General features: G+C 70.5%; 6 protein-coding genes and 1 pseudogene. 5 read left to right on the forward strand and 2 right to left on the reverse strand.

The genetic code is table 11. The features are described from left to right. Positions 1-329: 329 nt before the first annotated feature. Positions 330-1,664 (reverse strand): 4-aminobutyrate--2-oxoglutarate transaminase, encoded by a 1,335-nt coding sequence (gene gabT, locus ACFXPL_RS28065; RefSeq protein ID WP_384924747.1) that lies wholly within the window; start codon positions 1,662-1,664, stop codon positions 330-332. A 279-nt stretch (positions 1,665-1,943) separates the two neighbouring features. On the opposite strand from gabT, the gene ACFXPL_RS28070 reads away from it, so the two are divergent. The 4 genes and pseudogenes from ACFXPL_RS28070 to ACFXPL_RS28085 all read left to right on the forward strand — a co-directional run. Beyond that, a complete protein-coding gene (locus ACFXPL_RS28070) occupies positions 1,944-4,055 on the forward strand; it encodes an ATP-binding protein (RefSeq protein WP_384924749.1) in 2,112 nt (703 codons plus the stop codon). Between the two features lie 205 nt (positions 4,056-4,260). Beyond that, the gene (locus tag ACFXPL_RS28075) at positions 4,261-5,916 is read left to right on the forward strand and encodes a PucR family transcriptional regulator (protein WP_384924751.1); all 1,656 of its coding nucleotides are present in this window, start codon (positions 4,261-4,263) and stop codon (positions 5,914-5,916) included. A gap of 489 nt (positions 5,917-6,405) precedes the next feature. Then, a complete protein-coding gene (locus tag ACFXPL_RS28080; RefSeq protein WP_384924753.1) occupies positions 6,406-7,851 on the forward strand; it encodes an aldehyde dehydrogenase family protein in 1,446 nt (481 codons plus the stop codon). 465 nt (positions 7,852-8,316) lie between these two features. Continuing rightward, positions 8,317-10,236 (forward strand): annotated as a pseudogene (locus ACFXPL_RS28085) (acyl-CoA dehydrogenase family protein); the annotation flags it as partial. Positions 10,237-10,805: 569 nt separating this feature from the next. Here the strand turns inward: ACFXPL_RS28085 and ACFXPL_RS28090 are convergent. After that, entirely contained in the window at positions 10,806-12,038 is a 1,233-nt protein-coding gene (locus tag ACFXPL_RS28090) for a glycoside hydrolase family 64 protein (protein ID WP_384924755.1), read from the reverse strand. A gap of 370 nt (positions 12,039-12,408) precedes the next feature. On the opposite strand from ACFXPL_RS28090, the gene ACFXPL_RS28095 reads away from it, so the two are divergent. Continuing rightward, positions 12,409-13,227, forward strand: a complete 819-nt coding sequence (locus ACFXPL_RS28095) for a hypothetical protein (RefSeq protein ID WP_384924757.1) — start codon at positions 12,409-12,411, stop codon at positions 13,225-13,227. The last annotated feature ends 229 nt before the right edge of the window (positions 13,228-13,456 follow it).

The following is a 13,456-nucleotide window of genomic DNA, read 5'->3' on the forward strand; positions in this document are numbered from 1 at the left end:
ACCAAGGCGACGCTGGGGATGCCTCGCATTGGTATCGCCCACAGGTTCCTGTGCAGTTCCCTGTGAGCGGGGTGTTTCTCTCATCTGGCAAAACCGTACGTCAGCACAGGGAACTCCAACAGCCGGAAACCTATCCCGCCATGGCCCTCCCACACCTTCTTCACAGGCTCTCACCGGTGTGATGGCCCCGAGCACGCCGCGGGAGCGCTACGACGGCGCCTAGGCCGCGCCATGGTGCACCATGGCGCGGCGTACGGGGCGCAGAGGGCCCTACAAGGGACTCTGAGACGGTCGAGGGCGCCGCTTCCCTGTCGGACGGCTCAAAGGGCTCAGAGAGAGGCGAGCGCCCGCTCGATGATGTCCAAGCCCTCGTTCAGCAGTTCCTCCCCGATCACCAGGGGAGGCAGGAAACGCAGGACGTTGCCGTACGTGCCGCAGGTGAGGACCAGCAGCCCCTCCGCGTGGCACGCCTTGGCGAGCGCCGCAGTCGACTGCGGGTCCGGCTCCTTGGTGTCGCGGTCCTTCACCAGCTCGACCGCGATCATCGCGCCGCGCCCGCGGACATCGCCGATCACGTCGTACTTCTCCCGCAGCGCGGAGAGACGGTCCTTCATGACCCTCTCGATAAGGCGCGCCTTCGCGTTGAGATCCAGCTCCTTCATCGTCTCGATGGAGCCGAGCGCGGCGGCGCAGGCCACCGGGTTCCCGCCGTACGTACCGCCGAGGCCGCCCGCGTGCGCGGCATCCATGATCTCGGCGCGGCCGGTGACGGCGGCAAGCGGAAGGCCGCCCGCGATCCCCTTCGCCGTGGTGATCAGGTCCGGGACGACGTCTTCGTCCTCACACGCGAACCACTGGCCGGTGCGGCAGAAGCCCGACTGGATCTCGTCCGCGACGAAAACGATGCCGTTCTCCCGGGCGAACCGAGCGAGTGCGGGCAGGAACCCCTTCGCCGGCTCGATGAAGCCGCCTTCGCCGAGTACGGGCTCGATGATGATCGCGGCGACGTTGTCAGCGCCGATCTGCTTGCTGATCTGGTCGATGGCCTGGGCGGACGCCTCGGCTCCGCAGTTCTCGGGACCGGTCGGCCAGCGGTAGCCGTAGGCGACCGGTACGCGGTAGACCTCAGGCGCGAACGGCCCGAAGCCGTTCTTGTACGGCATGTTCTTTGAGGTCAGTGCCATGGTGAGATTCGTGCGGCCGTGATAACCGTGGTCGAACACGACGACGGCCTGGCGCTTGGTGTGCGCACGGGCGATCTTGACGGCGTTCTCCACCGCCTCGGCTCCCGAGTTGAAGAGGGCCGATTTCTTGGGGTGGTCGCCCGGCGTCAGCTCGGCGAGCTGCTCGCAGACCTCCACGTACCCCTCGTACGGCGTGACCATGAAACAGGTGTGGGTGAAGTCCGCGAGCTGGGCGACGGCGCGGCGTACGACCGCCTCGGCGCTGGCGCCGACCGAAGTCACGGCGATACCGGAACCGAAGTCGATCAGCCGGTTGCCGTCCACGTCCTCAAGGATGCCGCCGCCGGCGCGCGCGGCGAAGACGGGCAGCACGGACCCCACACCTGCGGCGACCGCGGCGGTACGGCGGGTCTGCAGCTCCCGCGACTTGGGTCCGGGGATGTCGGTGACGACGCGGCGCTCCTGCGGAATGGCGGTCATGAGGGGCTCCTGGGGGTATTCCGGTTCTTTCTCCGCAGGCTAGGGGCGAGAGAGGAAAGCGGGCATGCTCCGATCGGGAGTGGTGAGGGCGTGTCGTTGTCCGCGGCGGACATAGCGACCTGGTTCCGTGCCGGGGGCGGCGCCCCGTACGGCGCGGAGGGGGGGGCAACGGCGCCGCGCGGGCGGGACGGCGGCGGTGGGCCACCCGCTCAACGCATGGCGGTGGCAATACATTGGGCGGGTACAACAGGGCGGACTGCACAGGGGGCGGGAGTTCACATGGACAGCGACGGCACACACGACGCACAGGGCACACGCGCCCCCGAGCCGCGCCCGGCGGCGCCGCCGCCCATGCCGCCCTCGGCACCGCTCGAATCGGCCCCGCCCCCCGCGCCGGGGCACGCGCCACGCTCCGGCCCGACCCTGGCGGAGTGGCTGCGCGTCCCACGGCTCCCGGACGCGCCGGGAACCTGGACGTACGGCCACCGGGCGCGACCTGCCGAGGAACCGGAGCTGACACCCCTGCGGCAACTCGTGAGCGGGGCGCTGATCTCGTTCCTGGCTGGTCTGCTGCTCTGGTCACTGTTGTGGAACGGTTATCTGGGCGGTTTCTGGCTCTGGCCGCTCTACATGTTCACTCCTGATTCCTGGCGCGCCACGATGGCCTCAGTTGTCGCGTCTTACGTCTACTACGCGCTGTTCATCGGTGGAATGCTCTTCCTCTTCGGCCGCCTCGGCCGCTGGCCTGAACTGGCTCGGCGCGTCGTCGGCCGCGGCCCCGGCGCGACTCCAAAGGAGGCCGCCCCGCCGACCCCGCAGCCAGAGGACGATCTCACCGAGTGGCCCGAACTGCGGACCGCGGGGCAGAGCGACATCGCTGCGCGCCTTACCTCCGAGATACGGAGCGGGCGGATGAACGACGTCGACTACGCCCGGATCCGCCGCGCCTGGCACTCCGTACGGGCCGACCCCTCGCGCCTGACGGCCTTCGGCGAGGCGGTACGGGGCGACGGTGCGGGCGCCTGTGTCCATCCTTCGGGCAAGCGTGATCTGCCCGTCCGCGCGGCCCGGCACGATCTGCTCGTACGGCAGGTCAGGCTCGGCACCGTCCACGACGGTGAACGCAACCCGTACGCCCGCAGGGGGACGGGGCTCGCGCTGGACCCGGTTCTGCTGGGTACCTCGCTGCTCGCCGTCGGGCCCCCCGGCGCCGGAAAGACGCACGCCTTGGTACGCCCCGTCGTCGAGTCGCTGTCGCTCCAGGCGCTCGCCGGGCAGGCCGCCGTCATCGCTGTCTGTGCCACCGGCACGCAACTCGGGCCGGACAGTGCCTACGACGTCGTCGTCCGGCTCGGTGATCCGGACTCGGTGTACGACCTCGATCTGTACGGCGGCGCCAATGACCCCGACGAGGCCGCTGTCGTCCTCGCTGAGGGCCTCGTGGGCGATCTCGCGGATACCGACAGCCGGCGGGCGTCCACGGCCCTCGCGCAGCTCCTGGGGCCGTTCCGCGCCGCGCACGGTCGGCTGCCCGCCGTACCGGAGCTGCGCGAGCTGCTCGACGGTGAGCCCGCCGCACTCGCCGTACTGCGGGATGCCTTGGACGCCGAGGGGCACGTCGCCATGCGGCGCGAGCTCGACGCCCGCGAACGGCAGTCCGGTGTGCCCGGGGACCCGGGACGGGCGCTCGCCGACCGGGTCGCGCTGCTCGACCGGCCCGCCTTCGCGGGCTTCTTCGACACCAACGGCAGGACCCGGCCGTTCTCCCTGTGCACCCTGGAACACCCGCTGCGCGTCCGCATCGACCTGCCAGAACGCGGGCACGCCGAGGCGTCACGGATGCTGGCCAGGATCGTCCTCGCCCAGTTCACGGCGAACGCCGCGACCCGGGCCGACCGGTCGCTCTTCGCCTGTCTCGTCCTGGACGACGCGACGCGCACCCTCACCCCCGAAACCCTGCGCGGCGTGCAGCGCCTCCGGTCGGTGAACGCGGGCGCCGTGCTCACGCTGCGCACCCTCGACGACGTGCCCGAGGCGCTGCACACCGCGCTGCTCGGGGCCGTCGGTTGCCGCATGGCCTTCTCCGGTATCACCACCTGGGACGGTAAGCGCTTCGCGGAGGCGTGGGGCACCGAGTGGGTGGAGACGCGCGACGTCACGCAGCGCACCGTCTTCGCGGACCAGCCACTGACCCGAGCCATCCACGCCTTCCGCAAACTGGTCACCGGCAAGGCTGTGACCACGGACGCCGTGACCGTACGGAAGGTCGAAAGGGAGCGCTGGTCGGCCTCCGAACTGGCGCACTCGGTGCCGGCGGGCCACGCGATCCTCTCGCTGCGGACGGTGAATGGCGAGTACGCGCCACCTCTCCTGGTCGACCTGCGCAACTGAGCGCAACTGAGCGCGCTGGACGGGTGCGGTCCATAGTCGTCAGGACGCCCGACTTCGTACAGGCTGGCAGAATCGGACCATGCCGTTACTACAAGACGGCGAAATGTTGTGTGGCCTCGCATTGGGGCCGATGCATGCTCCGCCACCTGATCGGCCCGTGTCCGTCGCCCTGCCCCTCCGCTGCCGAAGGTCCTACGGTTCCACCATGCCGCCCACCCTCGCCTCGCTCGTCCAGCATTCGGCGCTCCATCTCACCGTGCACGCGGGGGAGGACCGGCTGAGCACGCCTGTCCGCTGGGTCCACGCCAGCGAGCTGCCCGACCCCGTCCCGTACATGGAGGGCGGCGAACTGCTCCTCATCACGGCGACGACCCTGGACGCCGCGGACCCTGGGGCGATGCGGCGATACGTGCGGCGGCTGGCGGACGCCGGGGTCGCCGGGCTCGGCTTCGCCGTCGGCGTCAACTACGAGGACATCCCCGAGGCGCTTGTCGGAGCGGCACGCGAGGCGGATCTGCCCCTGCTCGGCGTACCGCGGCGTACGCCGTTCCTCGCCATCAGCAAGGCGGTCTCGGCGGCGCTCGCGGCCGACCAGTACCGCGCCGTGACCGCGGGGTTCGAGGTCCAGCGCGAGCTCACGCGCGCGGCGCTCTCCCAAGGTCCCGCAGCGCTGCTGGAGCGGCTCGCGGCGCACGTGGACGGCTGGGCGGCGCTGTACGACGCATCCGGCGCCGTTGTCGCCGCCGCGCCCGAATGGGCGGCACGGAGGGCGGCCCGGCTGACGGTCGAGGTCGAGCGGCTGGGCGAGCGCCCCGCGCCCGCGAGCGCGGTGGTCGGCGGGGTGGACGCGGGCGACAGGTCGGGGGGTGCGGAGGACCGCGTCGAACTTCAGTCGCTCGGCACGGGCAGACGTGTCCGCGGCGCCCTCGCGGTCGGTACGGGGGCGGCACTGGGCACCGCCGAGCGGTACGCGGTGCACTCCGCGGTCGCGCTGCTGACGCTGACGACGGAGCGTTCACGAGCCCTCCAGGCGGCCGAGCAGCGGCTGGGCGCCGCGGTGCTGCGCATGCTGCTGTCCGGCCAGCCGGACCACGCGCGGACAGTGGCGGGGGACCTGTACGGAGGACTGCTCGACGCCCCGTTCCGGCTACTGATCGCGGAGTCCACCCCGGGCGCCGCAAGCGCCGCTGCCGCGCAGGAGGGCAAAGAGACGGACCATCCGCTCCAGGCGCTGACGGACGCCGTCGAGGCGGTGGCCTCACGAGCGGGCGAGGCGGTACTCGTGGTCCCGGACGGTGAACACCGCCTCGCTGCGGTGGCCTCCGACGGCGGCGCGGTGGCTGCCTCCATGACGGGATACGCGCTGCTGGAAGCCGAGGAGACAGGCGTCGTCATCGGCCTCTCCGCGCCTACGGGGCCGATCGCGACGGCCGGCGCCTACAAACAGGCCGAGCAGGCGCTGTCGGTGGCCCGGCGGCGCGGCATGGCGCTCGTCGAGCACGAGGAACTGGCTGCGGGATCGATCCTGCCTCTCCTGGCGGACGACGCGGTGCGGGCCTTCGCGGAGGGGATGCTGCGGGCGTTGCGTGACCACGACGCTAAGGGGCGCGGTGATCTGGTGGCGTCGCTGCGGGCATGGTTGTCCCGCCACGGTCAGTGGGACGCCGCGGCGGCCGACCTGGGCGTGCACCGTCATACGCTCCGTTACCGCATGCGCAGGGTGGAGGAGATCCTCGGCCGTTCACTGGACGACCCGGACGTGCGGATGGAGCTGTGGCTGGCGCTGAAGACGACGGCGTCGCCGACGATGCCCGCCCCTTCGGCTCCGGAGGCCTCTGAGGCTCGGGAACAGCGGGATTAGCCACACGCCTGGTTGGGATCACCACGCGCCTGCCGGCGGGGAGCGAGGCGGCGGCGTACGGGGCGTGCGCAGCGCCGGGGCGGACGGGGCGCCGGACCAGCGACTGGACCAACGGGCGCGGGGAGAGGTGGGCGCATCCAGGGCTCACTTGTCCGTAAGTTGGTCATTGGAAGCCGCGCGCGCCGTACGGCGCGCGCGGCGGACCGCCGCCCCCGCTTCCGCGCCCCTATAGGTTGCGCCCTCGCGCCCCGTGCGCTGCGGAATCGGCTCCCTGTAGCCGTGCCGCCCGTGTTGCCACACGGACGGACCGGTTCCGCCCCGTCATCATTCGGCCTCGCTCCGGCCCGGCCCGTTCCCGCTCAACCTTACGTATGACATTGCGTAGCACAACCTCGATCGCACCACTCCACTACGGACAATCCGCCTCACGCCTCCGCAGCCCTACCGTGGGATGCGTACGCCGTCTCCTCGGAAGGGCCCGGACTCGCAATGACTTCCACCCACGCTTTCTGGCTCGCCGGCCGTCAGGCCACCGGGGAGGACACCCTCGATGTCACCTCCCCCTGGGACGGCCGACTCGTCGGAACTGTCGCCCTGCCGACCGACTCGCAGGTCGAGGAAGCCGTCGCCGCCGCGTACGCGGTGGTCGACGAGTTCGCCGCGACGCCCGCACATGTACGGGCCGCCGCCCTTGACCACGTATCGCGCCGCCTCGTCGAGCGCACCGAGGAGATCGCCCGGCTGATCTCCGCCGAGAACGGCAAGCCCCTGAAGTGGGCTCGCGGCGAGGTCGGCCGCGCCGTTTCCGTCTTTCGGTTCGCCGCCGAGGAGGCCCGCCGTTTCAATGCCGGTGACGCGCAGCGGCTCGACACCGACGCGGGCGGTACCGGCCGCCTCGCCCTGACCCGTCGCTTCCCCCGCGGCGTCGTTCTCGGTATCGCGCCGTTCAACTTCCCGCTCAACCTCTGTGCCCACAAGATCGCCCCGGCCATCGCCGCGGGCGCCCCGATCGTCCTCAAGCCCGCCCCGGCGACGCCGCTCTCCGGACTCCTCATCGGCGAACTGCTCGCGGAGACCGACCTCCCCTCGGGCGCGTGGTCCGTACTGCCCGTGCCCAACGACCGGATGCCTGCCCTCGTGCAGGACGAGCGGCTGCCGGTGATCTCCTTCACCGGTTCCGACAAGGTCGGCTACGCGATCATGGACTCTGTCCCGCGCAAGCACTGCACCCTCGAACTCGGTGGCAACGGCGCGGCCGTCGTCCTCGCGGACTACGCGAGCGACAAGGACCTCGACTGGGCCGCGGCGCGGATCGCCACATTCTCGAACTACCAGGGCGGCCAGTCCTGCATCTCTGTGCAGCGCGTGATCGCGGACGCGACGGTGTACGAGCGCCTCGTGCCCCGCATCGTCGCTGCCGTCGAGGCTCAGGTCACCGGTGACCCCGAGGACGAGGCCACCGATGTGGGGCCCCTCGTGAGCGAGGATGCCGCCAAGCGCGTCGAGTCGTGGGTCGACGAGGCCGTACGGGCCGGCGCGCAGCTCCTCACGGGCGGCAAGCGCGACAGGGCGAGCTACGCGCCCACCGTCCTCACCGACGTCCCCGAGGACACCACCCTCGCCTGCGAGGAGGTCTTCGGCCCCGTTCTCACCCTCCGCCGCGTCGAGAGTGAGAGGGAGGCGTTCGAGCGGGTGAACGACTCCAAGTACGGCCTTCAGGCCGGCGTCTTCACCCATGACCTGAAGGCCGCGTTCCGCGCCCACCGCGCCTTGGAGGTCGGCGGCGTGGTCGTCGGGGACGTTCCCTCGTACCGCGCCGACCAGATGCCGTACGGGGGCGCCAAGCAGTCCGGAGTGGGCCGCGAGGGGGTGCGGTACGCGATGGACGACTACACGTACGAGCGCGTCCTCGTGTTCACGGGCCTGGACCTGTAGGCCCGCGCGGGGCGCCCCTGTACGCCCCCCGTACGGTGCCCCCGCACCAGGCGTGCGGGGGCACCGTACGGGGCGTACGCACCACTGACGGCAGCGGCCGGAGCCTACAGCAGCAGGCTCCGGCCGCTGCCGTACGTACGTTCGGACTCCGTTCGGACTCCGTTTGGACTATGGGCAGTACCGGGCGGGCGGGGAGACGGTGCGGGTACGGGGCCGAAGCGGTCCATTCCACGACTGGTGCGTGCGGTGGGAATCGGGTAGATACGGACGAGTAGCAACAGTCGGTATATCGACACCATCACCGGTATGTCGGCATGTCCCGCACTGCCGCTTACCGGCCCACACCGCCAGGCATCGTCCTTGGCCCCGACTCCGCGGCGAGGTGAGTTCCTCATGTCCGCCCCATCCGCACCCTGAGCAGCGTCCACGCCCCAGGAACCACGGAAACCACAAGAAGCACAGGGAAAGCCCAAGGTCTCCGAACGCGAAGCGCGGCAGGTCGCCGAAGCCGCCCGTGAACAGGGCTGGCGCAAGCCCAGCTTCGCGAAGGAGATGTTCCTCGGCCGCTTCCGTCTCGACCTCATCCATCCGCACCCGATGCCGGCACCCGAGGACGTCAGGCGCGGTGAGGAGTTTCTCGCGAAGCTGCGCGCGTTCTGCGAGACACGCATCGACGGCGCGCTGATCGAGCGCGACGCAAAAATTCCCGACGGTGTGATCAACGGCCTCAAGGAACTGGGCGCGCTCGGCATGAAGATCGACACCAAGTACGGCGGGCTCGGTCTCACCCAGGTGTACTACAACAAGGCCCTGGCGCTCGTCGGCACCGCCAGTCCCGCCGTCGGGGCGCTGCTCTCGGCCCATCAGTCGATCGGCGTACCGCAGCCACTCAAGATCTTCGGCACCCAGGAGCAGAAGGACCTCTTCCTGCCGCGCCTGGCCCGTAGTGACATCTCGGCGTTCCTGCTCACCGAGCCCGACGTGGGTTCCGACCCGGCCCGGCTGGCCACGACGGCCGTCCCTGACGGCGACACGTATGTACTCGACGGCGTGAAGCTGTGGACGACCAACGGCGTCGTCGCCGATCTGCTCGTGGTGATGGCCCGGGTCCCTCGGGAGGAGGGCCGGAAGGGCGGCATCACCGCGTTCGTCGTCGAGGCGGACTCCCCTGGCATCACGGTCGAGAACCGCAACGCCTTCATGGGGCTGCGCGGCCTGGAGAACGGCGTCACCCGCTTCCACCAGGTCCGCGTCCCCGCCGCGAACCGCATCGGCCCCGAGGGCGCGGGTCTCAAGATCGCACTCACCACGCTCAACACCGGCCGTCTCTCCCTGCCCGCGATGTGCGTGGGCGCGGGAAAATGGTGTCTGAAGATCGCCCGCGAGTGGTCGGCCGCGCGCGAGCAGTGGGGCAAGCCGGTGGCCCGTCACGAGGCCGTGGCGACGAAGATCTCGTTCATCGCCGCCACCACGTTCGCGCTGGAGGCGGTTGTCGACCTCTCTTCCCAGATGGCCGACGAGGACCGCAACGACATCAGGATCGAGGCCGCCCTCGCCAAACTGTACGGTTCCGAGATGGCCTGGCTGATGGCGGACGAACTGGTCCAGATCCGTGGCGGCCGTGGCTTCGAGACGGCGGACTCCTTGGCGGCCCGCGGTGAACGCGCCGTACCGGCCGAGCAGATGCTCCGCGACCTGCGCATCAACCGGATCTTCGAGGGCTCCACGGAGATCATGCACCTGCTGATCGCCCGCGAGGCCGTCGACGCCCATCTCGCGGTGGCCGGTGACATCATCGATCCCGATAAATCCCTCCAGGACAAGGCCAGGGCGGGGGCGAAGGCGGGGAAGTTCTACGCCCGTTGGCTGCCGAAGCTGGTGACCGGGCCGGGGCAACTGCCCAGTTCGTACGCGGCGTTCCACCCGGCCGGGCACCCGGACCTTTCGTCTCATCTGCGGTACGTCGAGCGCACCGCCCGTAAGCTCGCCCGTTCCACCTTCTACGCCATGTCGCGCTGGCAGGGTCGCATGGAGACCAAACAGGGCTTTCTCGGCCGGATCGTGGACATCGGTGCGGAGCTGTTCGCTATGAGCGCCGCGTGTGTACGGGCCGAACTGCTGCGTACGAGCGGCGACCACGGCCGCGAGGCATACCAACTGGCCGATGTCTTCTGCGAGCAGGCCCGGATCCGTGTCGAGGCGCTTTTCACGCGGCTCTGGTCCAACACGGACGATCTGGACCACAAGGTCGTGAACGGCGTCCTGTCGGGTACGTACGCCTGGCTGGAGGACGGCATCGTCGACCCGAGCGGCGAGGGCCCCTGGATCGCGGACGCGACACCGGGCCCGTCACAACGCGAGAACGCACACCGCCCGATCCGGTGAACCGCTGAGGCGCACCGTACGGGGCGACGCGGGCCGTCACCAGAAAGGGAGGGGCGGGGCGAGTACCAGGGCGCGCCGGGCCAACCGACGGGCGCGCCGTGGACGCACAGTACGGTGCGCATGTGGTCCGGCCCGTACGGTGCCACGGCGCACCGTACGGTTTCGTCTCGCTCCGTACGGCCGCGACGCCCCCGTACGCCGCGCGCCTCAAGCCGCCCCGTACGCCCCGCACGCCGCGCCGGACCGGGGCGCCGTGCGGATTCCCGGACCTGGCGCCCGGACCCCCCGGTCCCCGCAGATGTGCCGCCGCCGCCTGACGCCGCTGACCCGTGTGCTGCGCCGGCTCGGGCACCGGTGCCCTTCTGGGCGACCTGGGCTTCGGGTGACCTACGACGACCTGGGCCGCCTACGGAATGCCTTCCCGGCGTTCCCCGAGGCGTTCGGCGCGTTCCAGCACGCCGGACGCCGGGCCCAATCATGACCGCCCTTCACAGCTCCGTGAGAGAGCGGCCCGGACTGTTCCCTTTGCCATGAAGTCCGAGAACAGTCCGAGTCCTGTCTTCTGCCTCTTAGCTGAACGGATCTAGGGTGATGAACGCCTCCTGCGGGTTGCTGTCGGTCACCAGCGACTCGTGGTTGCCGACGTCGTCGAAGGCGAAGGCGTACGCCTTGCCGTCCGCCATCTGCGCGTGAATCTTCCGGGCGTAGTGGTTGGTCACCGCGTCCTGGTAGAAGCCGGACGCACTGGTGTCGGGCTGGTTGGGGTTCGTCAGGAGAGTGGAGCGGTTGTAGCCCGCGCACAGGGTGCGCGAGATCGGGCCGCGTACGGCGTCGTTCGGGGCGTCCAGGAACTTGTAGCAGCCGAAGACGCTGTCCGCGTCGGGCTTCTGGAACGAGGTGACGACCGCGCCCGAGGTGTTGGTGAAGTTCATGACGTTGCCGGAGACGCGGCCGAAGTACTTGGTGTTCGGCTGGTCCGTGAACGGAGTCACCGTCAGGGTGGAGGAGGCGTACTTGCTCCACACGCGGTTGATGTAGTCGTTCATGACGGACGCCGGAAGTGTGCCCGTCCCGACGCCGTGGCCGGGTGCGAGAGCGCGCAGAACGGTGCCGTCGGAGCGCGTCTGGATCAGATTGGCCCAGCCGCCGGGCTGGTCCCGCAGAGACGCGTAGAAGCCGTTGTAGCCGCCCGCCTTGAGGTGGCCGGTGGCCTTCGTCGTACCGTTCGGGAGTTTGACGCCCACGGCGTACGGGGCCGAGAACATGTCGACCTGGGTGCTGTTGATCCAGAGTCCGCTGCCGTTGAGTGTGTACTCGGTCCAGTTGAAGAGGATGTCACGGTTCGGGTCGGACGGGTTCTGCACGGCGGGCTGTACGAGGCCGCCGGTGGTCAGCTTGAAGACAAGTTTCCGGCCGTACGAGAAGTAGACCCGGCCGGAGAACTGCGGCATCCGGATGGTCATCGACTGTCCGTTGGCGGGACCGGCGATCGACGCGTCCGGTGCCGGGGTGGGCGGATTGCCCCCGGCAGGCCAGGGGTGGAACGTACCGTTCGCGTCGGCCCAGCCCTGCCGGCCCGTCGAGAGCTGCGTTCCGATGTTGTAGATGTAGACCTGATCGCCGCGCGCGGAACTGTTCTTGATGGTGAGCGGGATGGTCGCGGGGACCGCGGCTTCGGCCGACGGCGCGGTCGCGGTGCTTGCGTCGGCCGTGGCAGCGGGCGCGGGGCCGGCCGCTGTGAACGCCGTCGCGAAGACCACGGTCGCGGCCAGGTAAGTCAGTACCTTCGGTAGCGCGGGCACGCTCTTCCTCCTTAGGAGGTGGATTCCAGTGGGGGGAACAGAAAGTCTGAGAGCGCTCTCAGGATCGGCCCGGGCGGCAGGCGTGTCAATGAGAGTGGCTCAACAGGCCAGAGTTGAAGGCGTGGTTGACGATTCCTTGCTTCCCCGGCTCGGCGCTGTGCGTCGGACGAGGCGCCGTTCCCGCAACGCCGTGCTCCCGGCCCTCCGTGACCTCATGCGTCCCAGGGCGCACAATGCGGCCGTCAGGACGCCGCCACCCACGTACGGCGCGGAGCGTGGGGCGCGATCAACTCAGGACGGGTGGGGAATGTTCGGGGCCGGTCAACGGGGCGAGAAGAAGGAGCGGCGGCAGCGGCGCTTTGTGGCCGCGATGGTTGGCGCACTACTCGTCGCCACGTGCACGGCGGCGTGCGGCGTTGTCGGCGCGCGCAGCGACGCACCGGGTGCCAGCGGCGGCGGCAGTGACCCCGGCGCCGCGAAGAGCGCCGCGATCCGGGGGGCCGGGGACGGCCGGAGAGACGCGAGGGATGAGAAGGGCGGACCGCGCGTCACACACACGGAGCCCGCGCCCGCAGCAGCGTTCTCCGCACCCGGCCCCGCGCCCCTGACCACTTCACGGCTCACCGCCGCGTCCTTCACCGACGGCGAGCGGATCGGCGCGTACACCGCCTCCGCCTACGCCCTCGGCGCTCCGCTCGGTGAGGGCTACACCGCCGAGCCCGTGGGCTGCCAGCCGATGGTCAGCCTTGCCAAGGGAGCCACTCCGCACGCCCCCGTGGCCGAGGTGAACCGCGGGCTCGTGGACGCTGACGAGACGTACGGCGTCGCCGTCGCCGTTCAGCTGCGCACGTATGCCGCCCGTGGTGCGGCCGGTGTGCTCGGGGCGCTCCGCGCGGCGGCGCTGTCGTGCGCCGACGGGTTCACCGAGGACCGGGGTCTCGTGCGGGCGAGGTATCTGTCCGTGGAGTCGGCCGACGCGCCCGACCTGGGGGACGAGGCGGTGGCGTACCGGTTCACGATCCTCGACGTACAAGGGAAGGCGAAACTCTATGAATATCTGACTGTCGTACGGGCTGGCGTCTCCACTCTCTCCTTCCGTGCCGAGACCACGGACAGCGAGGACATCGGGGGTGTCCCGGACGAGATCGTCCAGGCTCAGTGGGAGAAGTTCCGCGCCGCCGCCGGATGAGCACCCACGCTCCTCTGCCGCCTGCGCGTCGGGTCCCTGCCCCAGCCCCCTGCCCCTACGCGGGCCTCCGTGGGCCCCGGCCCCGCCCCGTGCGGCGCCCCACGGGGCCGCAGGGGCCCGCATAGAGGTACCGGAAAAGCGCGCCGTACGGGGCGGGCGACGGGCCGCGACACAGACACGGACCCGAGACGCCCCCGGGCTCCGCGCGGGCCGGTCATGGCGCGCGGTG

The organism is Streptomyces sp. NPDC059092, from assembly GCF_042756365.1.
GTDB lineage: Bacteria > Actinomycetota > Actinomycetes > Streptomycetales > Streptomycetaceae > Streptomyces.

What these genes read in the sequence shown, in the direction of transcription:
- gabT (WP_384924747.1), bottom strand. Translation starts at nt 1,664, where the DNA reads ATGACCGCCATTCCGCAGGAGCGCCGCGTCGTCACCGACATCCCCGGA.
- ACFXPL_RS28070 (WP_384924749.1), top strand. Translation starts at nt 1,944, where the DNA reads ATGGACAGCGACGGCACACACGACGCACAGGGCACACGCGCCCCCGAG.
- ACFXPL_RS28075 (WP_384924751.1), top strand. Translation starts at nt 4,261, where the DNA reads ATGCCGCCCACCCTCGCCTCGCTCGTCCAGCATTCGGCGCTCCATCTC.
- ACFXPL_RS28080 (WP_384924753.1), top strand. Translation starts at nt 6,406, where the DNA reads ATGACTTCCACCCACGCTTTCTGGCTCGCCGGCCGTCAGGCCACCGGG.
- ACFXPL_RS28095 (WP_384924757.1), top strand. Translation starts at nt 12,409, where the DNA reads ATGGTTGGCGCACTACTCGTCGCCACGTGCACGGCGGCGTGCGGCGTT.